This window comes from Variovorax trehalosi, assembly GCF_051216415.1.
Classification (GTDB): Bacteria; Pseudomonadota; Gammaproteobacteria; order Burkholderiales; family Burkholderiaceae_C; genus Variovorax.
Map to the genome: position 1 here is coordinate 282,106 of NZ_JBPJZG010000004.1, position 23,684 is coordinate 305,789.

Annotated in this window: 24 protein-coding genes; 19 read left to right on the forward strand and 5 right to left on the reverse strand. The window is 65.9% G+C overall.

The features are described from left to right. The first annotated feature begins 2 nt into the window (after window positions 1–2). The gene (gene mnmA / locus ACSFA7_RS16970) at window positions 3–1,103 is read left to right on the forward strand and encodes a tRNA 2-thiouridine(34) synthase MnmA (protein ID WP_435500459.1); all 1,101 of its coding nucleotides are present in this window, start codon (window positions 3–5) and stop codon (window positions 1,101–1,103) included. A 27-nt stretch (window positions 1,104–1,130) separates the two neighbouring features. Here mnmA and ACSFA7_RS16975 read toward each other — a convergent pair whose 3' ends face one another. The 3 genes from ACSFA7_RS16975 to ACSFA7_RS16985 form a co-directional block, all read right to left on the reverse strand. Next, window positions 1,131–1,625: an NUDIX hydrolase gene (locus ACSFA7_RS16975; protein ID WP_435500460.1), complete on the reverse strand. Its 495-nt coding sequence runs from the start codon at window positions 1,623–1,625 to the stop codon at window positions 1,131–1,133. A gap of 6 nt (window positions 1,626–1,631) precedes the next feature. Continuing rightward, a complete protein-coding gene (locus tag ACSFA7_RS16980) occupies window positions 1,632–2,072 on the reverse strand; it encodes a DUF4019 domain-containing protein (protein WP_435500461.1) in 441 nt (146 codons plus the stop codon). A 98-nt stretch (window positions 2,073–2,170) separates the two neighbouring features. Then, window positions 2,171–2,884 carry a response regulator transcription factor gene (locus ACSFA7_RS16985; protein ID WP_435500462.1) on the reverse strand — a complete coding sequence of 238 codons (714 nt, stop codon included), beginning with the start codon at window positions 2,882–2,884 and terminating at the stop codon, window positions 2,171–2,173. A gap of 428 nt (window positions 2,885–3,312) precedes the next feature. On the opposite strand from ACSFA7_RS16985, the gene ACSFA7_RS16990 reads away from it, so the two are divergent. From ACSFA7_RS16990 to ACSFA7_RS17035, 10 genes are all read left to right on the forward strand, one after another. Then, window positions 3,313–4,443 (forward strand): Re/Si-specific NAD(P)(+) transhydrogenase subunit alpha, encoded by a 1,131-nt coding sequence (locus tag ACSFA7_RS16990; protein WP_435500463.1) that lies wholly within the window; start codon window positions 3,313–3,315, stop codon window positions 4,441–4,443. 35 nt (window positions 4,444–4,478) lie between these two features. Then, window positions 4,479–4,808, forward strand: coding sequence for an NAD(P) transhydrogenase subunit alpha part 2 (locus ACSFA7_RS16995; protein WP_435500464.1), 330 nt, complete (start codon window positions 4,479–4,481; stop codon window positions 4,806–4,808). Next, the gene (locus tag ACSFA7_RS17000; protein ID WP_435500465.1) at window positions 4,805–6,304 is read left to right on the forward strand and encodes an NAD(P)(+) transhydrogenase (Re/Si-specific) subunit beta; all 1,500 of its coding nucleotides are present in this window, start codon (window positions 4,805–4,807) and stop codon (window positions 6,302–6,304) included. Before ACSFA7_RS16995 ends, ACSFA7_RS17000 begins: the two co-directional genes overlap by 4 nt. 109 nt (window positions 6,305–6,413) lie before the next feature. After that, a complete protein-coding gene (locus ACSFA7_RS17005) occupies window positions 6,414–8,093 on the forward strand; it encodes a long-chain-fatty-acid--CoA ligase (protein WP_435500466.1) in 1,680 nt (559 codons plus the stop codon). A gap of 51 nt (window positions 8,094–8,144) precedes the next feature. Beyond that, on the forward strand, window positions 8,145–9,149 hold the full coding sequence (locus ACSFA7_RS17010) for an ABC transporter permease subunit (RefSeq protein ID WP_176660758.1): 1,005 nt from the start codon (window positions 8,145–8,147) through the stop codon (window positions 9,147–9,149). Then, window positions 9,149–10,060, forward strand: coding sequence for an ABC transporter permease subunit (locus tag ACSFA7_RS17015; protein ID WP_435500467.1), 912 nt, complete (start codon window positions 9,149–9,151; stop codon window positions 10,058–10,060). Before ACSFA7_RS17010 ends, ACSFA7_RS17015 begins: the two co-directional genes overlap by 1 nt. A gap of 22 nt (window positions 10,061–10,082) precedes the next feature. Then, window positions 10,083–11,111, forward strand: a complete 1,029-nt coding sequence (locus tag ACSFA7_RS17020; RefSeq protein ID WP_435500468.1) for an ABC transporter ATP-binding protein — start codon at window positions 10,083–10,085, stop codon at window positions 11,109–11,111. Further along, a complete protein-coding gene (locus tag ACSFA7_RS17025; RefSeq protein WP_435500469.1) occupies window positions 11,108–12,151 on the forward strand; it encodes a peptide ABC transporter ATP-binding protein in 1,044 nt (347 codons plus the stop codon). Before ACSFA7_RS17020 ends, ACSFA7_RS17025 begins: the two co-directional genes overlap by 4 nt. 42 nt (window positions 12,152–12,193) lie before the next feature. Next, window positions 12,194–13,825: an ABC transporter substrate-binding protein gene (locus ACSFA7_RS17030; RefSeq protein WP_435500470.1), complete on the forward strand. Its 1,632-nt coding sequence runs from the start codon at window positions 12,194–12,196 to the stop codon at window positions 13,823–13,825. 3 nt (window positions 13,826–13,828) lie between these two features. After that, window positions 13,829–14,593, forward strand: a complete 765-nt coding sequence (locus ACSFA7_RS17035; RefSeq protein ID WP_435500471.1) for a 5'-methylthioadenosine/adenosylhomocysteine nucleosidase — start codon at window positions 13,829–13,831, stop codon at window positions 14,591–14,593. Here the strand turns inward: ACSFA7_RS17035 and corA are convergent. Continuing rightward, window positions 14,586–15,572 (reverse strand): magnesium/cobalt transporter CorA, encoded by a 987-nt coding sequence (gene corA / locus ACSFA7_RS17040; RefSeq protein ID WP_013538896.1) that lies wholly within the window; start codon window positions 15,570–15,572, stop codon window positions 14,586–14,588. The genes ACSFA7_RS17035 and corA overlap by 8 nt on opposite strands. A 212-nt stretch (window positions 15,573–15,784) precedes the next feature. On the opposite strand from corA, the gene ACSFA7_RS17045 reads away from it, so the two are divergent. The 4 genes from ACSFA7_RS17045 (at window position 15,785) to hprK (ending at window position 20,266) form a co-directional block, all read left to right on the forward strand. Then, the gene (locus tag ACSFA7_RS17045; protein ID WP_435500472.1) at window positions 15,785–17,902 is read left to right on the forward strand and encodes an ATP-dependent helicase; all 2,118 of its coding nucleotides are present in this window, start codon (window positions 15,785–15,787) and stop codon (window positions 17,900–17,902) included. A gap of 315 nt (window positions 17,903–18,217) precedes the next feature. After that, the gene (gene hpf / locus ACSFA7_RS17050) at window positions 18,218–18,547 is read left to right on the forward strand and encodes a ribosome hibernation-promoting factor, HPF/YfiA family (RefSeq protein ID WP_013538898.1); all 330 of its coding nucleotides are present in this window, start codon (window positions 18,218–18,220) and stop codon (window positions 18,545–18,547) included. A 201-nt stretch (window positions 18,548–18,748) separates the two neighbouring features. Further along, entirely contained in the window at window positions 18,749–19,216 is a 468-nt protein-coding gene (locus ACSFA7_RS17055) for a PTS sugar transporter subunit IIA (protein ID WP_093127334.1), read from the forward strand. Between the two features lie 96 nt (window positions 19,217–19,312). Continuing rightward, window positions 19,313–20,266 carry an HPr(Ser) kinase/phosphatase gene (gene hprK, locus ACSFA7_RS17060; RefSeq protein ID WP_013538900.1) on the forward strand — a complete coding sequence of 318 codons (954 nt, stop codon included), beginning with the start codon at window positions 19,313–19,315 and terminating at the stop codon, window positions 20,264–20,266. Between the two features lie 120 nt (window positions 20,267–20,386). Here hprK and fur read toward each other — a convergent pair whose 3' ends face one another. Continuing rightward, the gene (gene fur / locus ACSFA7_RS17065; protein WP_013538901.1) at window positions 20,387–20,806 is read right to left on the reverse strand and encodes a ferric iron uptake transcriptional regulator; all 420 of its coding nucleotides are present in this window, start codon (window positions 20,804–20,806) and stop codon (window positions 20,387–20,389) included. Window positions 20,807–20,894: 88 nt separating this feature from the next. Between fur and ACSFA7_RS17070 the strand changes: the two genes are divergently transcribed. From ACSFA7_RS17070 to ACSFA7_RS17085, 4 genes are all read left to right on the forward strand, one after another. Continuing rightward, window positions 20,895–21,452: an outer membrane protein assembly factor BamE gene (locus ACSFA7_RS17070; RefSeq protein WP_435500473.1), complete on the forward strand. Its 558-nt coding sequence runs from the start codon at window positions 20,895–20,897 to the stop codon at window positions 21,450–21,452. Between the two features lie 100 nt (window positions 21,453–21,552). Then, on the forward strand, window positions 21,553–22,395 hold the full coding sequence (gene dapB / locus ACSFA7_RS17075; RefSeq protein WP_435500474.1) for a 4-hydroxy-tetrahydrodipicolinate reductase: 843 nt from the start codon (window positions 21,553–21,555) through the stop codon (window positions 22,393–22,395). Between the two features lie 99 nt (window positions 22,396–22,494). Then, the gene (locus tag ACSFA7_RS17080) at window positions 22,495–23,190 is read left to right on the forward strand and encodes a MotA/TolQ/ExbB proton channel family protein (RefSeq protein ID WP_435500475.1); all 696 of its coding nucleotides are present in this window, start codon (window positions 22,495–22,497) and stop codon (window positions 23,188–23,190) included. A 17-nt stretch (window positions 23,191–23,207) separates the two neighbouring features. Further along, a complete protein-coding gene (locus ACSFA7_RS17085) occupies window positions 23,208–23,678 on the forward strand; it encodes an ExbD/TolR family protein (RefSeq protein WP_198787111.1) in 471 nt (156 codons plus the stop codon). The last annotated feature ends 6 nt before the right edge of the window (window positions 23,679–23,684 follow it).

Genomic DNA, 23,684 nt, shown 5'->3' on the forward strand with positions numbered 1-23,684 from the left:
TTATGGCAAAGCAACGGATCGTGGTCGGACTGAGCGGCGGGGTGGACTCCGCCGTCACCGCGCACCTGCTCAAGCAGCAGGGGCACGAGGTGGTCGGCATCTTCATGAAGAACTGGGAAGACGACGACGACAGCGAATACTGCTCGTCGAACATCGACTTCATCGACGCCGCCAGCGTGGCCGACGTGCTGGGCATCGAGATCGAGCATGTCAACTTCGCCGCCGACTACAAGGACCGCGTGTTCGCCGAGTTCCTGCGCGAATACAAGGCCGGCCGCACGCCCAACCCCGATGTGCTGTGCAACGCCGAGATCAAGTTCAAGGCATTCCTCGACCACGCGATGCGCCTGGGCGCCGAGAAGATCGCCACGGGCCACTACGCGCGCGTGCGCCTGAACGAGGCCGCCGGCCGGCACGAGCTGCTCAAGGGGCTCGACCCGGCCAAGGACCAGAGCTATTTCCTGCATCGCCTGAACCAGGCGCAGCTCTCGAAGACGCTGTTCCCGGTCGGCGAACTGCACAAGACCGAGGTGCGCCGCATCGCCGAAGAAATCGGCCTGCCCAACGCGAAGAAGAAGGACTCGACCGGCATCTGCTTCATTGGCGAACGGCCGTTCCGCGATTTTTTGAACCGCTACATCTCCAAGGAGCCGGGCCCGATCAAGGACGACCGCGGCCGCAAGCTCGGCGAGCACCAGGGGCTGAGCTTCTACACGCTGGGGCAGCGGCAGGGGCTGGGCATCGGCGGCGTCAAGGAAAAGGGCGCGCAGCGCGGATCGGGCGACCATTCGCCGTGGTTCGTGGCGCGCAAGGACGTGGAGAAGAACACGCTCTGGGTGGTGCAGGGTCACGACCATCCGTGGCTGCTGTCGTCGGCCTTGAACGCGGACGATGCGAGCTGGGTGTCCGGCGAGGCGCCCGCCGCGGGCAGCTACGGCTCGAAGGCGCGCTACCGGCAGGCCGATGCGGGCTGCGAACTTTCCGACGGTGCCAACGGCGCTTTCAGCCTGCGCTTCGGCGAATTGCAGTGGGCCGTGACGCCGGGGCAGTCGGCCGTGCTGTACGACGGCGAGCGCTGCCTCGGGGGCGGCGTCATCGTCTGAGAGGCTGAGCGGTCACGCCGAATTGCCTCAGCCTCTGACCGGCGAGGTCCGCACCGATCCGTCGATGTGGACCAGGTCGAGCGGATGGCGCTGGCCGGCCAGGTAGTCTTCGATGCACTGCAGCAGCAACGGGCTGCGATGCCGCGCCACGCTGGCGCGGATTTCATCGGGCGTCATCCACAGCGTGCGCACGATGCCTTCGTCGAGCGCGCGGCCTTCTTCCTTGGCGCCGAGCACGCCGGCGAAGGCGAAGCGCATGTAGGTCACGTCTTCTCCCTGCTCGGCCTGTGGCCGCGAACGTGCCATGTAGATGCCGACGAGCGCGGTGGGCGTGAAATGGTGGGCGGTTTCCTCGAGCGTCTCGCGGATGCACCCTTCGGCCGGCGATTCGCCGGGATCGAGGTGGCCCGCGGGCGTGTTGAGCATGAGGCCGTCGGCGGCGTGCTCCTCGACCAGCAGGAAGCGGCCGTCCTGCTCGATCACCGCGGCCACGGTGACGTTGGGCTTCCAGCGCGCAGCCATGGCTGGCTAGCGCAGCACGTAGCCGCTGAAGCGCCAGGTGCGGTCGCGGTCGAGGTGGAAGCTCACGAGTTCGCGCAGGGTGCCGTCGGGCTTGTTGGCGAAGCGGGTCTCGTACTCGACGCTGACGTACTGGCCGGCCGTGTCCGCATCGGCGTCGGCCACGACCTGGCGGTTGACCGCCACCCAGGTGCGCTGCTGGGGCGCGCCGAGCGATGCACGGCTGCCGGCGACCTTGCCCGTGAAATCGACGCGGGTCACGCGCTTGCGGGTGGCTGGCGTGGCGCCGTCCCAGAGTTCGCCGGCCTTGCCCTGGTCGATCATCTGGATCGCCTGCATGCCGCCGCGCACCATGTCGCTGGCCTCGACGATGTCCTGTGCGGCGGCCAGGCCGATGAAGCTGCTCCAGAGCAGCGTGATGGCGAGCAGCCGCCGGGTCATGCGATTCATCGTCTCATTCCTTGTTGCGGGACGCGGTTGGAGACTTTAGCGCCGCGGAGATTCCCGGCCTGTAGCGTGGGCGCCATGGTGCGCCGCGTGCGCCGGTGCTATCGCGAGGCGGTTGCGGGCAGGGTGTTCGCCTCGATCGTTTCGAGCCGGTAGCCCAGGCCGTAGATGGCCAGCAGCAGGAAGCCGTTCGCGGGGCGAAGGTCGAGCTTGGTCCGCAGGCGCGACACGTGGGTGTCGAGCGAGCGCGAGAGCGCCTCGACGCCCAGCCCCCACACCGCCTCGTGCAGGTGTTCGCGGGAGAGCAGGCGCCCCAGGTTCTGGAACAGGAACAGCGCCAGTTCGTACTCGCGGTTCTTCAGTTCGACCGGCTTGCCCCGGACCTTCAGCAGGCGCGAAGGCGGGTAGAAGTGGTAGGGGCCGAAAACCAGTTCGGACTCGTGCTTCGCGGGATAGGAGCGGCGCAACAGCGCGTTGACGCGGGCCTCCAGCTCACCGGCCCGAATGGGCTTGGCCATGAAGTCGTCGGCTCCGCTGTTGAGAGCTTCGACCATGTCGGCTTCGTCGCGCCTGTCGGTCACGAAGAGGATGGGCAATCGGCTCTTGAGTTCGTGCCGGATGGCCTTGACCACGTCGAGCCCCTTGATATCAGGAAGGCTCCAATCGAGGATCAGCAGGTCGAAGGTCTGCCTGCGCAAGGACTGCAGCAGTGTTTTTCCTTCGGTGTACATGTGAGACTCGTGCCCGAGTCCCGCCATGGTGTGGTTGATCAACTTGAGCTGTTCCGCCCCGTTGTCCAGTACGGCAATACGCATTCCATCCCCTTTTCCTCCCTTCGCCAGCCTCAGTGAGCGGGCGATTGCTCAGAAGTGTATCTATCTGCGTCTGACGTAAGAAATAGAGATTCCAACTAATGCACGCTAATTGCGTTTTTCGAGCGGAAGCTAAATAGAGTTAACTACAGTTGAATACAAATGCTGCTATTCGAAGCACCGTCGTTTACATATTGGCCCTGATCCATGGGTTCTTGATCGGGGTCAAGACGCCGATCCGGGCTTCGGGCGAGACTGCCGGCTCCGACCGGCAAATACCCGAAGTCGCTATAAATTAGATAGCTATATCGATAGCATGCATGGGCCTTGGCAGGCAAACTCGCTGCGGCATTCTTGCGACACGAGCAACTGTAATCTTGCTGTAAGCTCTGCCCGCATTCCGTGCTGCCCCTTCCCCTGAGGAGATCTCTATGCTGATAGGCGTGCCTGCCGAAACCGCGGCTGGCGAAACCCGAGTGGCCGTGACACCTGAAACGGTGAAGAAACTGGTCGCTTCCGGTCACATCGTTCGTGTTCAGTCGGGAGCCGGCGTTGCAGCCAGCGTCACCGATGCGGCTTACCAGACCGCCGGCGCGGAAATCACGGACCAGGCGGGCGCGTTGTCCGCCGACATGGTGCTCAAGGTGCGCACGCCCAGTGACGCCGAGGCCGGGTTGATGAAGTCGGGCGCCGTCGTCATCGGCATGCTCAATCCGTTCGATGCCGCGGGCCTGCAGCGCCTGGCGTCGGCTGGGGTCATTGGCTTTGCCTTGGAAGCCGCCCCCCGCACCACCCGTGCCCAGAGCATGGACGTGCTCTCTTCACAAGCCAACATCGCCGGCTACAAGGCCGTGATGATCGCGGCCGACCGCTACCAGCGCTTCTTCCCGATGCTCATGACCGCGGCCGGCACAGTGAAGGCCGCGCGCGTCGTCATCCTGGGCGTCGGCGTGGCCGGCCTGCAAGCGATCGCCACGGCCAAGCGCCTGGGCGCCGTCATCGAGGCGTCGGACGTTCGCCCGAGCGTCAAGGAGCAGATCGAATCGCTGGGCGGCAAGTTCATCGAGGTCTCCTACGACACCGATGAAGAAAAGGAAGCCGCTGTCGGCGTCGGCGGCTACGCCAAGCCGATGCCCCCGAGCTGGCTTGCACGCCAGCAGGTCGAGGTCGCCAAGCGCGTGGCGCTGGCCGACATCGTCATCAGCACCGCGCTCATTCCCGGCCGCGCCGCGCCGACGCTCATCACCGAGGACATGGTCAAGGCCATGAAGCCCGGCTCGGTGATCGTGGACATCGCCGCCGGCAAGGGGCCTGACGGCGTGGGCGGCAACTGCCCGCTGTCGGAAGCCGACAAGACGGTGGTGAAGCACGGCGTGACCATCGTCGGCGAGACCAACCTCGCGGCGCTCGTGGCGGCCGACGCATCGGCGCTCTATGCGCGCAACGTGCTCGACTTCCTCAAGCTCATCGTCACGAAGGAAGGTGCGCTCAAGATCGACCTCGAGGACGACATCGTCGCCGCCTGCCGCGTCACGCAGGACGGCCAGGTCACGAAGAAATAAAGCGAACAGCGAACACGCCGAGGAGAACAAGCGCCATGGATCCCGTTTCCCACACAGTCATCAACCTGATCATCTTCGTGCTGGCCATCTATGTCGGCTACCACGTGGTCTGGACCGTCACGCCCGCGCTGCACACGCCGCTGATGGCCGTGACCAACGCGATCTCGGCGATCGTGATCGTGGGCGCCATGCTGGCGGCCGCGCTCACCACCACGCCGCTGGGCAAGACCATGGGCGTGCTGGCCGTGGCCCTGGCCGCGGTGAACGTCTTCGGCGGCTTCCTCGTCACGCGGCGGATGCTGGAGATGTTCAAGAAGAAAGAAAAGAAGGCCGCACCGAAGGCTGAAGAGGGAGCCACCAAGTGAGCATGAACCTCGTCACGCTGCTGTACCTGGTTGCCAGCGTCTGCTTCATCCAGGCCCTCAAGGGCCTGTCGCATCCCACCACCTCGATCCGCGGCAACATCTTCGGCATGACCGGCATGGCGATCGCCGTGCTGACCACCATCGCGCTGATCCACGGACAGGCGCGCTCGCTCAACGTCGACTTCGGCACGGGCCTCGCATGGGTGCTGGCGGCCGTGGTGGTCGGCGGCGGCCTGGGCGCCTTCATGGCCAACAAGGTCGAGATGACCAAGATGCCCGAGCTGGTCGCCTTCATGCACAGCATGATCGGCCTGGCCGCGGTCTTCATCGGCGTGGCCGCCGTGGCCGAGCCCTGGGCCTTCGGCATCACGGCCGCGCCCGTGGCCGCGCTCATCGGCGCGCAGACGCCGGACGGCGCCGTCATCCTCGACGGCTTCGTGCGCTATGCCATTCCCGCCGGCAACCGGCTCGAACTGTTCCTGGGTGCGGCCATCGGCGCGATCACCTTCAGCGGCTCGGTCATCGCCTTCGGCAAGCTCTCGGGCAAGTACAAGTTCCGCCTGTTCCAGGGCGCGCCGGTGCAGTTCTCGGGCCAGCACATGCTCAACCTGGTGCTGGGTCTGGCCACGGTCGGCCTGGGCCTGGTGTTCGTTTTCACCGAAAGCTGGCCGGCCTTCTTCGCGATGCTGGCGCTGGCCTTCGTGATGGGCGTGCTCATCATCATCCCGATCGGCGGCGCCGACATGCCGGTGGTGGTGTCGATGCTCAACAGCTACTCAGGCTGGGCGGCCGCGGGCATCGGCTTCAGCCTGAACAACGCGATGCTGATCGTGGCCGGTTCGCTGGTGGGCTCCTCGGGCGCGATCCTGAGCTACATCATGTGCAAGGCCATGAACCGCTCGTTCTTCAACGTGATCCTGGGCGGCTTCGGCGGCGAGGCCTCCACGGACAGCGGCGCGGCCAAGGAGCAGCGCCCGGTGAAGACCGGCAGCGCCGACGACGCGGCCTTCGTGCTCGGCAATGCCGAGACCGTGGTGATCGTGCCGGGCTACGGCCTGGCCGTCGCACGTGCGCAGCACGCGGTGAAGGAGCTTGCAGCCAAGCTCACCGAGAAGGGCATCACCGTCAAGTACGCCATTCACCCGGTGGCCGGCCGCATGCCCGGCCACATGAACGTGCTGCTGGCCGAGGCCGAGGTGCCCTACGACCAGGTGTTCGAGATGGAAGACATCAACGGCGAGTTCGGCCAAGCCGACGTGGCGATCATCCTGGGCGCCAACGACGTGGTGAACCCCGCGGCGCACACCAAGGGCAGTCCGATCTATGGCATGCCCATCCTGGAAGCCTACAAGGCCAAGACCGTGATCGTGAACAAGCGCTCCATGGCGGCGGGCTATGCCGGCCTGGACAACGAGCTGTTCTACATGGACAAGACCATGATGGTTTTTGGGGATGCGAAGAAAGTAGTGGAAGATATGGGCAAGGCCATCGAATAGGCCGGCGATCCGGGCCCGCCGCAAGGTGGGCCAGATCATCGCGGCGCCATTCGAGCGCCGTTTTCGTTTCAGTTACCCGCAAGTTCCAAGACCTGGAGGAGACACATCCATGACCGACCGCCCCTGGCTCAGCAGCTACCCGCAAGGCGTGCCTGCCGACATCGACGCTTCGCACTATTCCTCGCTGGTCGGGCTCATGGAGGAGAGCTTCACCAAGTTCGCCGACCGCACCGCCTACAGCTTCATGGGCAAGGACGTGAGCTACGCGGAGACCGACAGGCAGAGCAAGGCCTTCGCCGCGTACCTGCAGGGCCTGGGCCTGGTCAAGGGTGATCGCGTGGCCGCGATGATGCCCAACTGCCCGCAGTACCCGATCGCGGTGGCGGCCATCCTTCGCGCGGGGCTGATCCTGGTGAACGTGAACCCGCTCTACACGCCGCGCGAACTGGAGCACCAGCTCAAGGACTCGGGCGCCAAGGCCATCGTCATCATGGAGAACTTCGGCACCACGCTGCAGCAATGCATTGCGGCCACGCCGATCAAGCACATCGTGCTCACCTCGATGGGCGACCGCCTCGGTTTGCTGAAGGGCGCGCTGGTCAACTACGTGGTGCGCAACGTCAAGAAGATGGTGCCGCACTTCAGCCTGCCGGGCGCGGTGCGCTTCAATGAGGCGCTCGACAAAGGTGCGAGCCGCACGCTGCAGGCTCCGAGCATCGGCCCCGACGACGTGGCCGTGCTGCAGTACACCGGCGGCACCACCGGCGTCTCGAAAGGTGCGGTGCTGCTGCATCGCAACGTGATCGCCAACGTGCTGCAGTCCGAGGCCTGGAACGAACCCGTCATGGTGCAGGTGCCGGCCGGTGAACAGCCCACCAGCGTGTGCGCGTTGCCGCTGTATCACATCTTCGCGTTCACGGTCGGCATGATGCTGAACATGCGCACGGGCGGCAAGCTGATCCTGATTCCGAATCCGCGCGACCTCGCGGGCGTGCTGAAGGAGCTCTCGAAGCACACGATCCACAGCTTCCCCGCGGTCAACACGCTGTTCAACGGCCTCGCGAACCATCCCGATTTCAACACCGTCAACTGGAAGAACCTCAAGGTTTCGGTGGGCGGCGGCATGGCGGTGCAGGCCGCGGTCGCGAAGCTCTGGCTCGAGAAAACGGGTTGCCCGATCTGCGAAGGCTACGGTCTGTCCGAGACCTCGCCGTCGACCACCTGCAACCCCACGAACAGCAAGGCCTATACCGGCACCATCGGCCTGCCGCTGCCGGGCACCTGGCTCAAGCTCCTGGACGACGACGGCAACGAAGTGCCGATGGGCCAGCCGGGCGAGATCGCCATCAAGGGCCCGCAGGTGATGGCCGGCTACTGGCAGCGTCCCGACGAAACCGCCAAGGTCATGACGTCCGACGGCTACTTCAAGAGCGGCGACATCGGCGTGGTCGACGAGCGCGGCTACTTCAAGGTGGTCGACCGCAAGAAGGACATGATCCTGGTGTCGGGCTTCAACGTGTACCCGAACGAGATCGAGGACGTCGTTGCACAGATTCCGGGCGTGCTCGAATGCGCGGCGGTGGGTGTGGCCGACGACAAGACCGGCGAAGCGGTGAAGCTGGTGATCGTGAAGAAGGACGAGTCGCTCACCGAGGCGCAGGTGCGCGAATACTGCAGAGCAAACCTTACGGGTTACAAGCAGCCGCGAATCGTAGAGTTTCGTACGGACCTCCCGAAAACGCCGGTCGGAAAAATCCTCCGCCGCGAACTGCGCGACGCCAGGAAGTAAGGGTTCGGCCCGGGTAGGGCCACGGCATCGATCTTGCATATTCGCGGGTCGATGTTCAGATTCATATTGACCCGCGTGAGCCTGCTGGTGCCGACCTTCATCGGCATGACGCTGCTGGCCTTCTTCCTCATCCGGCTCGTGCCGGGCGACCCCATTGAAACCATGGCCGGCGAACGCGGGATCGATCCCGCGCGCCATGCCGAACTGCGCACCGCCTACGGTTTCGACAAGCCGATCCTCGTGCAGTACGGCATCTACATCGGCCGCGTGCTGCATGGCGATCTCGGCAAGTCGATCATCACGCAGGACAAGGTGATGAGCGAGTTCCTCGCGCTCTTTCCGGCCACCGTGGAGCTCGGCGTCTGCGCGATTCTTTTCGCGCTGCTGCTGGGCCTGCCCGCGGGCATCCTCGCGGCCGTGCGGCGCAACTCCATCTTCGACCACGGCGTGATGGCCACCTCGCTCACCGGCTACTCGATGCCGATCTTCTGGTGGGGCTTGCTGCTGATCCTGTTCTTCTCGGTGCAGCTCGGGTGGACGCCCGTTTCGGGGCGCATCGCGGTGCAGTACTTCATCGAGCCCGAAACCGGCTTCCTGTTGATCGACTCGCTGCGCGCCGGCGACACCGACGCCTTCTGGTCGGCGCTGCACCACCTGATTCTTCCGGCCATCGTGCTGGGCACCGTGCCGCTCGCGGTGATCGCGCGCATGACGCGCTCGGCCATGCTCGAAGTGCTCGGCGAGGACTACATCCGCACCGCGCGCGCCAAGGGGCTCTCGCGCTTTCGCGTGGTGGGCCTGCATGCGCTGCGCAATGCGCTGATCCCGGTCGTCACGGTCATCGGGCTGCAGGTGGGCGTGCTCTTCACCGGCGCGATCCTCACCGAGACAATTTTTTCCTGGCCCGGTGTCGGCAAGTGGCTCATCGAGGCCATCGGCCGGCGCGACTATCCGGTGCTGCAGGGCGGCATGCTGCTGCTCGGCGGCATTGTGATGCTGGTCAATCTTCTGGTCGACGTGGCCTACGGCGTCATCAACCCCCGCATTCGACGCTGATGACCACGACTTCGAACCCCACCATTCCGACGACCGGCGCCAATGCCGCGCCGCCCGGCCCCTGGCGCGAGTTCTGGACCGCGTTCTCGGCGAACCGCGGCGCGGTCATCGGGCTCGTGACCATCGTCGTGCTCTTGCTCGTCGCACTGTTCGCGCCGTGGATCGCGCCGCACGCGCCCAACGAAACCAACAGCGCCGTCTTCCTGCTGCCGCCTGCATGGCAGCAGGGCGGAACGTGGAGCTACCTCCTGGGCACCGATGCCATCGGCCGCGACATTCTTTCGCGGCTCATGTACGGCGCGCGGCTTTCGCTGTCGATCGGTGTCGCCGTGGTGGCGCTGTCGGTGGTGGCGGGCGTGGTGCTCGGGCTCATCGCGGGCTTTTTCCGCGGCGTGCTCGAGATCGCGATCATGCGGCTCATGGACATCGTGCTCACGCTGCCGAGCTTGCTGCTCGCCATCGTGATCGTCGCAATCCTCGGCCCGGGGCTCGTCAACGCAATGCTTGCAGTGGCCATCGTGGTGCTGCCGCATTACGTGCGCATCACGCGCGCGGCCGTCATCGCCGAAGTCTCGCGCGACTACGTGACCGCGGCCCGCGTGAGCGGCGCCGGCACGCTGCGCCTGATGTTCCGCGAGGTGCTGCCCAACTGCGCGGCACCGCTGATCGTGCAGGCCTCGCTCGGCATCTCCACCGCCATCCTCGATGCGGCGGCGCTCGGCTTCCTGGGCCTCGGCGCGCAACCGCCATCGCCCGAGTGGGGAACGATGCTGGCCGATGCGCGCGAGTTCGTGCTGCGCGCGTGGTGGGTTGTGACCTTCCCGGGTCTCGCGATCCTCGCGGCGGTGCTGGCTTTCAATCTGCTGGGCGACGGCTTGCGCGATGCGCTCGACCCGAAGCTCAAGCGCTGAATCAACGCAAAGGAGAGAAACGATGCCTTTGCTGGACATCAAAGACCTGCACGTGGAATTTCCCACGCAAGGCGGCGTGCTGCATGCGGTCGACGGCGTGAGCCTCACGCTCGAAGAGGGCGAGGTGCTCGGCATCGTCGGCGAATCGGGCTCGGGCAAGAGCGTCACGATGATGGCGCTCATGGGCCTCGTCGGCTTCCCGGGCCGCGTGCGCGCGGACCACATGCGCTTCGCGGGAAAGGACCTGCTCGGCATCTCCGACAAGGCGCGCCGCTCGCTGGTCGGCAAGGAGGTCGCGATGATCTTCCAGGAGCCGACCACCAGCCTCAACCCCTGCTTCACCATCGGCTTCCAGTTGATGGAGACGCTGCGGCTGCACCTGAACCTCGACAAGCGCACGGCGAAGAAGCGCGCGACCGAACTGCTGGAGCAGGTTGGCATTCCCGCCGCGTCGTCGCGCCTGGGCAGCTACCCGCATCAGCTCTCCGGCGGCATGAACCAGCGCGTGATGATCGCAATGGCGATCGCCTGCAACCCGCGCCTGTTGATTGCCGACGAGCCGACCACCGCGCTCGACGTGACCATCCAGGCGCAGATCCTCGACCTGCTGCGCGACCTGCAGAAGGAGCGCGGCATGGCGCTGGTGCTGATCACGCACAACATGGGCGTGGTGAGCGAGATGGCGCAGCGCATCGCCGTGATGTACGCAGGCCAGGTGATGGAGCACCAGCGCGTCGACCGGCTCTTCGCATCGCCGCAGCATCCGTACACCGAGGCCTTGCTCGCGGCATTGCCCGAGCGCGCCGCGCCCGAAGGGCGGCTTGCCACCATCAGCGGCGTGGTGCCCGGCGTGCACGACCGGCCTTCGGGCTGCCTGTTCGCGCCGCGCTGCAGCTACGTCACCACGCGCGCCTGCAATGTGCGCCCTGCATTGCGCGAGTGGCAGGGCGCCGAGGTGCGCTGCCACTATCCGCTCGGCGAGCCGGGCCGCATCGTGGCGATCGAGCAGGACCGGCCGCAGCAGTTGCCCGTGGCGGAGGCGCTGCCATGAACAACGACCAAGGCGCGCCAGGCGACGTCGTGGTCGAGGCCACCAATCTGCAGCGCACCTACGACGTGCGGCGCGGGCTCTTTCGCGCGCCGGCGCATCTGCGCGCGGTGGGCGACATCTCGTTCCGGCTCGAGCGCGGCCGCACGCTGGCGGTGGTCGGCGAATCGGGCTGCGGCAAGTCCACGCTCGCGCGCATGGTCGCGCTGATCGAGAAGCCGACGGCGGGGCAGCTCACGCTCATCGGTGCCGATGCGGTGAACCCGCCGGCCGAGCGCAAGCGCGAGTTGCGCCAGGCCGTGCAGCTGGTATTCCAGAACCCCTACGGCTCGCTCAATCCGCGCAAGAAGATCTCGGCCGTGCTCGAAGACCCGCTCGCGATCAACACCACGATGGGCAAGTCGGAGCGCGCCGCCAAGGCGCGCGAAATGCTCGCCCGCGTGGGCCTGCGCCCCGAATACGCGAACCGCTATCCGCACATGTTCTCGGGCGGCCAGCGCCAGCGCATCGCGATCGCGCGCGCGCTCATGCTGTCGCCGCGCCTCCTGGTGGCCGACGAGCCGGTGTCGGCGCTCGACGTGTCGATCCAGGCGCAGGTGCTGAACCTGCTGGCTGACCTGCAGGCCGAACTGGGGCTCGCGTATCTCTTCATCTCGCACGACCTGGGCGTGGTGCGCCACATCGCGCACGACGTGCTCGTGATGTACCTCGGCCACGCGGTGGAGCAGGGCCCCAAGGGGCGCATCTTCGCGCGGCCGCTGCATCCGTACACGCAGGCGCTGCTGGCCTCGACGCCGGGGCTCAGCAGCCAGCGCATCGTGCTCAAGGGCGAGCTGCCGTCGCCGCTGAATCCGCCCTCCGGCTGCGTCTTCAACACGCGCTGCCCGCATGTGCAGCCGCGCTGCAGCCAGGAGCGGCCGCTGTTGCGCGCGCTCGACGAGCGGCTGGTGGCCTGCCACTACGCAGAGAAGTTCCTCGATGGCGCGCCGCCCGTGCGCGCCGACGTTCCCGTGCTCGCCGTTCCGATGGCGACGAATCCCTGAGCAAGTCTCGCTTTTTTCTCAACCGTGTCTGAAGGAGTCCTCATGAAGACCCAATCCTCCGTTTCGCGCCGCTCACGAATGCTGGCGCTCCTGGCACCGACAGCGCTTGCGGCCCTTACCCTGGCCTCGGGTGCCGTGTCAGCCAAGACGCTGGTGTATTGCTCCGAAGGAAGCCCGGAGAATTTCTATCCGGGCATGAACACCACCGGCACGTCGTTCGACGTGACCACGCAGGTCTACAACACCATCGTCGAGTTCGAGCGCGGCGGCACCAAGGTCACGCCGGGCCTCGCCGAAAAATGGGACATCTCGGCCGACGGCACGGTCTACACCTTTCACCTCCGCAAGGGCGTGAAGTGGCACACCACGAGCAAGAGCTTCAAGCCCACGCGCGACTTCAACGCCGACGACTTCATCTTCATGATCGAGCGGCAGTGGAAGGAGAGTGACCCCTTCTTCAAGGTCACGAGCCAGAACCACTCGTACTTCAACGACATGGGCATGCCCAAGCTCCTGAAGTCGGTGGACCGCATCGACGACTACACGGTGAAGATCACGCTCAACCAGGCCGAGGCGCCGTTCCTCGCCAACCTGGCGATGCAGTACGCGGGCATCCAGTCGAAGGAATACGCCATTGCCATGCTGAAGGCCGGCACGCCCGAGAAGGTGGACCAGGATCCGATCGGCACAGGCCCGTTCTACCTGGTGCAGTACCAGAAGGACGCGATCATCCGCTTCAAGGCCTTCCCGCAGTACTGGGGCGGCAAGGCGAAGATCGACGACCTCGTGTTCGCGATCACGCCTGATGCGTCGGTGCGCTGGGCCAAGCTGCAGAAGGGCGAATGCCACGTGATGCCGTACCCGAACCCGGCCGACCTGGATGCGATCCGCAAGGACCCGAATGTGCAGGTGCTGGAGCAGCCGGGCCTGAACGTGGGCTACCTCTCGTACAACACGACGAAGAAACCGTTCGACGACGTGCGCGTGCGCAAGGCTATCAACATGGCGATCAACAAGAAGGCGACCATCGACGGCGTGTACCTCACGACCGGCGTTGCCGCGAAGAACCCGATCCCGCCGACCATGTGGTCCTACAACGACGCGATCAAGGACGATCCGTACGATCCCGAAGCCGCCAAGAAGCTGCTGGCGCAGGCCGGCTTCCCCGACGGTTTCTCGACCGACCTGTGGGCCATGCCGGTGCAGCGGCCCTACAACCCGAACGCCAAGCGCATCGCCGAGCTGATGCAGGCGGACCTCGCCAAGATCAACGTCAAGGCCGAGATCAAGAGCTTCGAATGGGGCGAGTACCGCAAGCGCCTGCAGGCCGGCGAGCACCAGATGGGCATGCTGGGCTGGACCGGCGACAACGGCGACCCGGACAACTTCATGTACACGCTGCTGGGCTGTGCTTCGGCCAAGTCGGCGAGCGGCAGCAACATCTCGAAGTTCTGCTACCAGCCGTACGAAGACCTCGTGGTGAAGGCCAAGAGCACGGTCAAGCAGGCCGACCGCGATGCGCTCTACAAGAAGGCGCAAGTCATCTTCAAGGAGCAGGCGCCGTGGTTCACGATCGCACATGCGGTGCAACTGAAGCCTGTGCGCAAGGAAGTCATCGACTTCAAGCTGAGCCCCTTCGGTCGCCACACCTTCTACGGCGTGGACATCAAGTAAGCGGTGGCTGCGCCCATCGCCATCGTCGCGGCGATGCACGAGGAGCTGAAAGCGCTCCTCGCGCAGATGCCCGACGAGCAGCGCGTGCGCGTTGCCGGGCGCGACTTCTGGGTGGGCCATTTGCATGGCAAGCCCGTGGTCGCGGTGCTGTCGCGCATCGGCAAGGTCGCGGCGGCGGTGACGGCCACGGTGCTGCTCGAACGGTTCGCCGTGCGAGCTATCGTGTTCAGCGGTGTTGCGGGCGGGCTCGCGCCGGGCGTGAATGTGGGCGATGTGGTCGTGGCGACCGAACTGCTTCAGCACGACATGGACGCATCGCCGCTCTTTCCGAAATACGAAGTGCCCTTGATGGGCCTTTCTCGTTTCGCGGCCGACGCGGCGATCGGCGATTCGCTGGCCGCTGTGGCCGAAGAGGCGCTGCGTGATCCGGTGGCGTTGGTGGGGCAGGGCGCTGTCGACGAGTTCGGCCTTCGCTCACCGAAGGTGCATCGCGGCTTGCTGATCAGCGGCGATCGTTTCGTCTCGACCGCCGCCGAGAGCGAAACGCTGCGCCGCCAACTGCCTGACGCGCTCGCCGTGGAAATGGAAGGCGCCGCAGTGGCGCAGGTGTGCCATGACTACGGCGTGCCCTTCGCGGCGATGCGCACGATTTCAGACCGCGCCGACGACGAGGCCCACGGCGACTTCGCGCGCTTCGTCGCCGAGGTCGCGAGCCGCTACAGCCTCGCGCTGGTCGGCGCGTGGCTCGCGCGGCAACCGGCTATTTGAGCCAGCCGCGCCGGCGGAAATACCACATCGGCACCAGCGCGCTCGCCGCCATCAGCACGATGGCGTATGGGTAGCCCATGGCCCAGTCGAGCTCGGGCATGAACTTGAAGTTCATGCCGTAGATGCTCGCGATCAGCGTGGGCGGCAAGAGCGCCACGCTCGCCACCGAGAAGATCTTGATGGTCTTGTTCTGGTTGATGTTGATGAAACCGACGGTCGCATCCATCAGGAAGTTGATCTTGTCGAAGAGGAAGGCCGTGTGGTTGTCCAGCGATTCGATGTCGCGCAGGATCTGCCGCGCCTCCTCGAACTGCTCGGCGTTGAGCATCTTGCTGCGCATCATGAAGCTGACCGCGCGGCGCGTGTCCATCACGTTGCGGCGGATGCGGCCGTTCAAGTCTTCCTGCCGCGCGATGAGGCCGAGCACTTCGCCGGCCAGCTCGTCGGTGACGTTGCCCGAGAGCACTTTCTTGCCCGCCACTTCGAGCTCGTCGTAGATGTTCTCCAGCGTGTCGGCCGAGTATTCGGCATCGGCGTCGAAGAGCTTGAGCATCACCTCTTTGGCGTCTTCGATGAGCCCCGGCGCGCGGCGCGCGCGCATGCGAAGGAGGCGGAAGACAGGCACGTCCTCGTCGTGGATCGAGAACAGCACGCCGCGGCTGCGCAGGTCCGTGTTGTGCTGGTTGAGGATGAAGGCCACGCGCACCGTGCGCGGGTCTTCGTCGTCGTCGATCAAAAAGTCCGAGCGGATGTGCAGCTCGCCGTTGTCTTCCTCGTAGAAGCGGGCGGATTCCTCGATGTCCTCGTCCATCGCGTCTTCAGGAATCGAGAGGCCGTAGTACTGCTTGATCCAGCGCTTCTCTTCGAGCGTAGGCGATTCGAGGTCGACCCAGATCGGCTGGAACTTGGAGAGCTCTTCCAGCGACTCGATCTCTTCCTGGACGAGGCGGCCGTTGGCGAGCGTAAAGATATTGAGCATGGGCTCACTCCCGGGGGTGACTGAACGGTGGGCGAGGGAGGGGCGCTTTCAATTCCCGGGCCCGGCGCGAGGCGTCAGAAGGGAGTTGAAAGCTGCCGAGACGGGGCGGTTTCCATGGGGGAGTCTCCGGTTGCAGCGAGGCGCGATTATGTCACCGGCCACATGGCGGCAACCTGACTGAACTGGACGGGCATACAGTAAAGTCGTGCCCCATGCAGACTGCTGCGTCCCCCGTTTTTTCCACTGCGCCAAAGACCCAGGCCGAGCGCCTGGCCGCGGCGTTGGCCACGCTCAACGACGACCAGCGCGCTGCCGTCGAGCACGGCGTCGGCGCTGCGGTGGCCGACGATCACCGCCCGCTGCTGGTGATCGCCGGTGCCGGTTCCGGCAAGACCAGCACGCTGGCGCATCGGGTGGCGCACCTGATCGCGGACGGGGTCGATCCGCAGCGCCTGCTGCTGCTGACCTTCTCGCGCCGTGCCGCGCAGGAAATGGAGCGACGCGCGGGCCAGGTGCTGGCGCGTGTGCTCGGGCTGAAGTCGGAACGCCCGCCCGCGCTGCCGTGGGCCGGCACCTTCCACGGCATCGGGGCGCGTTTGCTGCGCGAATATGCCGGGCAGATCGGGCTCGACGAGAACTTCACGATCCACGACCGCGGCGATGCCGAAGACCTGATGGGGCTGGTCCGGCATGAACTGGGCCTGTCTTCCACGGTGAACCGCTTCCCGCGCAAGGGCACGTGCCTGTCGATCTATTCACGCTGCGTGAACACGCGCGCTTCGGTGGCCGAGGTGCTGAAGGACGCCTTTCCCTGGTGCGATGAATGGGAGGCCGAACTCAAGAGGCTGTTCGGCGCCTATGTCGAAGCCAAGCAGCAGCAGAACGTGCTCGACTACGACGACCTGCTGCTCTACTGGGCCGAGATGGTGGCCGAGCCCGCATTGGCCGAGGCCGTGGGCGCGCGCTTCGACCATGTGCTGGTCGACGAATACCAGGACACCAACCTGCTGCAGGCCTCGATCCTGCTGGCGATGAAGCCCGACGGGCGCGGCGTCACGGTGGTGGGGGACGACGCGCAATCGATCTACTCTTTTCGCGGCGCGACGGTGCGCAACATCCTCGACTTTCCTTCGCAGTTCAGCCAGGCCGCGCGGGTCGTCACGCTGGAGCGCAACTACCGCTCGACGCAGCCGATCCTGGACGTGTCGAACCGCGTGATCGCGCAGGCGGCCGAGCGGCATGCCAAGACCCTCTGGACCGACAAGCCCTCCGCCGGCAAGCCGCAACTGGTGCTGGTGCCCGACGAAGCAGGGCAGGCGCGCTGGGTGGCCGACAAGGTGCTCGCGCACCGCGAAGGCGGCCTCGCGCTCAAGTCGCAGGCGGTGCTGTTTCGCACCTCGTCGCACAGCGCTGCGCTCGAACTCGAGCTGGCGCGCCGCAACATCCCGTTCGTGAAGTTCGGTGGTCTCAAGTTTCTCGAGGCCTCGCATGTGAAGGACCTGCTCGCGGTGCTGCGCTTCGCCGAGAACCCGCGCGGGCGCATGGCAGGGTTTCGCGTCACGCAACTCATCCCCGGCATCGGACCCGTCACGGGCACGCGACTGCTCGATGCGATGGACCAGGCGGCCGATCCGGCCGTGGCCGTGCGCGACTTCGTGCCGCCGTCCGCAGCGCGCGAGCAGTGGGCAGGCTTTGCCGAAACCTACGCCGCCTTGCGCGCACCGTCGCTGACCTGGCCGGCCGATGTGGAGCTGGCGATGGACTGGTACCTGCCGCACCTGGAGCGCCTCTACGACGACACCTCCGGCGTGCGCCGCCAGGACGTGGAGCAACTGGTGCGCCTTGCCGCGGGCTATGGCTCGCGCGAGCGCTTCCTGACCGAGCTCACGCTCGATCCGCCCGAGGCCACGAGCGATCGTCCCAGTCCGCCGCTGCTGGACGAGGACTACCTGATCCTCTCCACCATTCATTCGGCCAAGGGGCAGGAGTGGAACTCGGTGCATGTGCTCAATGTGGTCGACGGTTGCCTGCCGGCCGACGTGGCGCAGAGCGCGCACGAACTCGAGGAAGAGCGGCGCCTGCTCTACGTCGCGATGACACGGGCCCGCGACCATCTGCACCTCCTGGTGCCGCAGCGCTTCTACATCACGCAGCAGGCGGTGCGGGGCGACCGGCATCTCTATGCGAACCGCACGCGCTTCATCACGGAATCGGATCTCGCGGGCTTCGAGCAGCAGACCTGGCCGCCACCGCCGGTGCGCGCGCCCGCGGTGCCGCCGCCCAGCGCTGTCATCGACCTGCGCAACCGCATGCGCGCGGCCTGGCGCTGAACCCGCTGGCCCTTCACCCGGCAGGGTCACCGGGCGAAAAGCGCGTTAACACTTGCTCGCAAAGCGCCGCGAAGGCGGGCCAACATGCGCGGGCAGCTATGGATTCAATAGCGGATTGAAGCAGGCTCCGGGCGCCCCCGCCACCCGGAGAACCCAGGTATTGCAATACCGTGACAGCTTGGGCATAGTGAATCGACCGACCCCTCTTTCTCCCCCTTCTTCTTTCCTCTCCCCCGAACCCAACCTGTTTCGCCGGCCACGCTCCATCCCGGAGCGGGGTCATTTCCCCAACCGTCAATTCTCAGGAGGTCATTCATGAATTTGACGATCAGCGGTCATCACCTCGACGTCACCCCTGCCTTGCGCACCTACGTCACGAGCAAGCTGGACCGGATCACACGGCATTTCGACCAGGTGGTCGATGTGAAGGTGATCCTCACGGTGGAAAAGCAGAAGGAAAAGGAACGCCGCCAAAGGGCGGAGTGCAACATTCACGTCAAGGGCAATGACATGTTCGCGGAGTCGAGCCACGCTGATCTCTACGCTGCGGTCGATGAACTGGTCGACAAGCTCGACCGCCAGGTGGTCCGCCACAAGGACCGCCTGCAAGACCACCATCACGTGGCGCCCAAGCGCGTGATGTGAGCACCGGGCGAGGCCCTTGAGGCCCGCTCGCACCACAGGCCGCCTTCGGGCGGCCTTTTGCTTTTCCGACTGTTGCCGTGGGACTTTGGGGAGTCTCCCCGGGGCAGCGATGCCTCTGGGCAACATGTAAACAGAAAGTAGATAGGGGGACTGGGGGTTTTTACCAACCGGGTGCATAATCGCCCCCGCTCTGCTCCCACCATGAATCGCCTCGCGTCCATCCTGCCGCCCGCCCAAGTGCTTGTGAGCGTTGACGCTACCAGCAAGAAACGTGCTTTCGAAGAAGCTGGCCTTCTGTTCGAAAGCCTTCATGGGCTGGGGCGCGCCCTGATCACCGACAGTCTGTTTGCGCGTGAGCGCCTCGGCTCCACCGGCCTTGGTCACGGTGTTGCCATTCCGCATGGCCGCATCAAGGGCCTCAAGGCACCGATGGCCGCGGTGTTTCAGCTGGCGAATCCCATCGGCTTCGATGCCCCCGACGAGCAGCCCGTCGCCCTCCTGATCTTCTTGCTGGTGCCCGAAGCGGCCACGCAGAAGCACCTCGAAATCCTCTCTGAAATCGCCGAGCTGCTGAGCGACGCCAGCCTGCGCGAGCAGATCAAGTCCAGCACCGATGCAGCCGCCTTGCATGGCCTGATCGCCGGCTGGCAATCCACGCAAGTCGCCTGAGCGCGTGCGTCGGCGTGCGCGGCTGCTGCTAAGCTGCGCGATACCTCCTGCCACTCTTCACTCCAATGACGGCGCCGAGCGCCGCCTCCTGAACGCATGAAGCCGACCGTCATCAGCGCCGATGCCATGTTCGAGGAGTTCCGCGGGTCGCTCCGCTGGGAATGGCTCGCGGGGCTCGGTGCTTCAGAGCGCCAGTTCGATCCCGAGGTCATCAGCCGCGCCCAGTCGGCCGCCGACCTGGTCGGCTATCTCAACTACATCCACCCGTACCGCGTGCAGATCCTGGGCGCCCGCGAGGTGGCCTACCTGACGCGCGGCAGCCCGGACGACTGCGCACGCCGCATCGCCCGCATCGTCACGCTGGAGCCGCCGATGCTGGTGCTGGCCGACGGCCAGGCGCCGCCCGACGAGCTGCTGTCGATCTGCGAGCGCGCCCAATTGCCGCTCTTCGCCACGCGCGAATCGTCGGCCTTCGTGATCGACCTGCTGCGCGCCTACCTGTCCAAGCACTTCGCCGAGCGCACCTCGATGCACGGCGTGTTCATGGACATCCTGGGCATGGGCGTGATGATCACGGGCGAATCGGGCCTCGGCAAAAGCGAACTGGGCCTCGAGCTGATTTCACGCGGCAACGGCCTGGTGGCCGACGATGCGGTCGACCTCTACCGCATCAACCAGAACACCATCGAGGGCCGCTGCCCCGACCTGCTGCTGAACCTGCTGGAGGTGCGCGGCATCGGCCTGCTCGACATCCGCGCGATCTTCGGCGAGACGGCAGTGCGCCGGAAGATGCGCCTGAAGCTCATCGTGCATCTGGTGCGCCGCGACAGCTTCGAGCGCGACTACGAACGCATGCCCTCCGCGCCGCTCACGCAGGACGTGCTGGGCATCCCGGTGCGCAAGGTCATCATCCAGGTGGTGGCGGGGCGCAACATCGCCGTGCTGGTCGAGGCGGCCGTGCGCAATTCGATCCTGCAGCTGCGTGGGATCGACACCTATGCGGATTTCGTGGCGCGCCACCACAAGGCGATGGAAACCGGCCAAGACTGACCCCGTTTTGTTTTGCCAGGGACACCGCGGAACCGGCTTTGCCGGGCCGCCGGTGTCGCCCCCTGAAAGGGGGTTGGCGAAGCGACACGAAGTGCGCGAAGACTGGGGGTAAGCCCTGTTCTAGCGCTTCTTTACACAGTCGCCGCAGAGGCCATATAGCGACATTGCGTGGTCCTGCAGGATCCAGCCCTTGTCCTTGGAAATCATCTGCTGTCGGCGCTCGATCTCGGCGTCGTAGAACTCCTCGACCTTGCCGCATGAGGTGCAGATCAGGTGGTCGTGGTGCGTGCCTTCGTTCAGCTCGTAGACCGCCTTGCCGCTTTCGAAGTGGCTGCGCTCCAGGATGCCGGCCTGCTCGAACTGCGTGAGCACGCGGTACACCGTGGCCAGGCCGATGTCGGAGTGTTCGTTGAGCAGGACGCGAAACACGTCTTCCGCTGTCATGTGCCGCTGGCTGCCGGTCTGGAAGATTTCCAGAATCTTCAAGCGTGGCAAGGTGGCCTTGAGGCCGGTGTTCTTGAGTTCGTCGATATTGGCCATGATGGTTCCTGCGCCCTGTGCTGCGGTCAGGTCCTGAAAAGGTCAGCCGCTACAATGGCCGATCATATCGCTACCCCCTTTTCCTCCCATGCCTGCCATTTTCCAACGCCGTTCCTGGCTGCTGGCTGCTGCCGTCGCCGCGACGCTCTGCCTCGGTGCCTGCAGCGGCTTCAGCGATCGCACGCGTGGCGCGCTGGCCGCGGTCACGCCCTACAAGGTCGAAGTGGTCCAGGGCAATTTCGTGTCGAAGGAGCAGGTCGCGGCACTCAAGCCCGGCATGTCCCGCCAGCAGGTGCGTGAAATCCTCGGTACTTCGCTGCTGAACGACGTGTTCCACGCCAATCGCTGGGACTACGTGTTCACCATTCGCCGCCAGGGCGTCGAACCCCAGGAGCGCCACCTGACCGTGTTCTTCAACGGCGAGTTGATGGACCGCTTCGTAGGCGACGAGATGCCCAGCGAAGAAGAATTCGTCGCCACGCTCGACACCCGCAAGAAAACCGGCAAGGTGCCCCAGCTCGAGGCGACGGAAGACGAGCTCAAGAAATTCGCGCCGGCCAAGGACGAGAAAGCCGATGCCGCCGCTTCGGCGACGACCGTGCCTCCGCTGCCGGCGGCCTACCCCCCGCTCGAAGCCGCGCGCTGAGCGCAGCAGGAGCGGGCGGCGCCCGCCGAGTCAGGCGGCGTCCGTCCGGTCCCCTCATGGTTCCCAGTGGCCTGCGGGCCATCTCGATGACTGAATCCGCGTGACTCAACCTACCTCTTCCTTCCTTTCCGCCACCTCCGCGCCACGCCGCATCGCCATCGCCGGTGCCTCGGGCCGCATGGGTCACATGCTGATCGAGGCCGTGCGCAACGCGCCCGACTGCCGTCTGGCCGGCGCCCTGGACATCGCCAGCAGCGAAGCCATCGGCGCCGACGCGGCCGCCTTCCTGGGCTTCACGAGCGGCGTGCCCATCGTGGCGGACCTGCGCACGGGCCTGAAAGACGCGCAGGTGCTCATCGACTTCACCCGCCCCGAAGGCACGCTCGCGCACCTGGCGGTCTGCCGCGAACTCGGCGTGCAGGCCGTCATCGGCACCACCGGCTTCAGCGACGCGCAGAAGGCCGAGATCGCCGAGATCGCGAAAGACGTGGCCATCATGCTGGCGCCCAACATGAGCGTGGGCGTCAACGTCACCTTCAAGCTGCTCGAAATGGCCGCCAAGGCGATGTCAACCGGCTACGACATCGAGATCATCGAAGCCCACCACCGCCACAAGGTCGACGCGCCCTCGGGCACCGCGCTCAAGATGGGCGAAGTCATCGCCGACGCGCTGGGCCGCGACCTGAAGGACTGCGCCGTCTACGCCCGCGAAGGCATCACCGGCGAGCGCGACCCGTCGACCATCGGCTTCTCGGCCATCCGCGGCGGCGACATCGTGGGCGACCACACCGTGCTGTTCGCCGGTATCGGCGAGCGCATCGAGATCACGCACAAGTCGTCCAGCCGCGTCACGTATGCGCAAGGCGCCCTGCGTGCGGTGCGCTTCCTGGCCGAGCAGAAAGCTGGCCTCTTCGACATGTACGACGTGCTCGGTCTGCGCTGAAATGACAGCCCCCCGGCTTGCCACTTCGTGTGCTTCGCCACCCCCCATGGGTGAGGCGCGACTCGCCTTGGGGCGGCCCGGCGGCGGTCGCGGCACCCGATGAGCGTCCTCGAACTGCTGACCCATGGCGACGGCGTCAGCCGTTCGGTGGCGGCGCTGCTGCTGGCGATGTCGATCGCGAGCTGGGTCGTGATCCTCTGGAAGGCGTGGCTGCTGCGCGGCGGCACGCGCGATGTGCTGCGCGGCATCGCGGCGTTCTGGCAGTCGGCCACGCTGGCCGATGCCGAGCAGAAGCTCAAGGCATTCGACCGGGCCACGCTGGTGCTGCCTGCGGTCGTCGCCATCAAGAACGTGGCGGCCGTCAACGTCAATGGCACGCTCGGCGCGGCGGGCGACCGCAACCAGCGTCTCACGCGCGCCCTGCGCGACGCGCTGCACGGTGCATTGCGGCGCCTGCAGGCAGGCCAGATCCTTCTCGCCACCGTCGGCGCCACGGCCCCCTTCGTCGGCCTGCTGGGCACGGTCTGGGGCATCTACGGCGCGCTGACGGGCATCGCGGGCCAGGCCGGCGGCTTCACCATCGACAAGGTGGCCGGGCCCGTCGGCGAAGCGCTCGTCATGACCGCTTTCGGCCTCGCGGTCGCCATTCCTGCCGTGCTGGCCTACAACGTCTTCGGCCGCGTCATCGGCCGCGTCGAAGCCGAGCTCGAAGGCTTCGCGCACGACCTGCTCGGCAGCTTCGGCGACGCAGCGGCACCTGCCGCGCCGCCGCCGGCACGGCCGATGCCCGTCTAGGCAGGGAGCACCGCAACATGGCCTTCGGACGCACATCGCTCGGCAGCAGCGCCGCAGGCGGCGGACGCGCCACCGGGGCTGGCGGACAGCGGCCACTCTCGGACATCAACGTCACGCCGCTGGTCGACGTGATGCTGGTGCTGCTGGTGATCTTCATCATCACGGCGCCGCTGATGGCCAGTTCGATCAAGCTCGACCTGCCGCAGACCGATGCCGGCCAGCCCAACGACACGCCCAAGTTCGTGAGCCTCTCGGTCGATGCATCGGGCAAGGTCTTCCTGAACGACAAGCCCGTGACCGATGAAGAGCTGGCGGCCCAGCTCGAGAAGGCCGCCGCGGACAGCAAGGACACCGAAGTGCAACTGCGCGCCGACCAGACCGTGCCCTACGGCAAGGTGGTGGCGCTCATGGGCATTGCGAACAAGGCCGGGCTGAGCCGCATCGGCTTCGTGACCGAGGCCGAAGCGGCAACCGAAAAGCCGCGCTGATCGGGC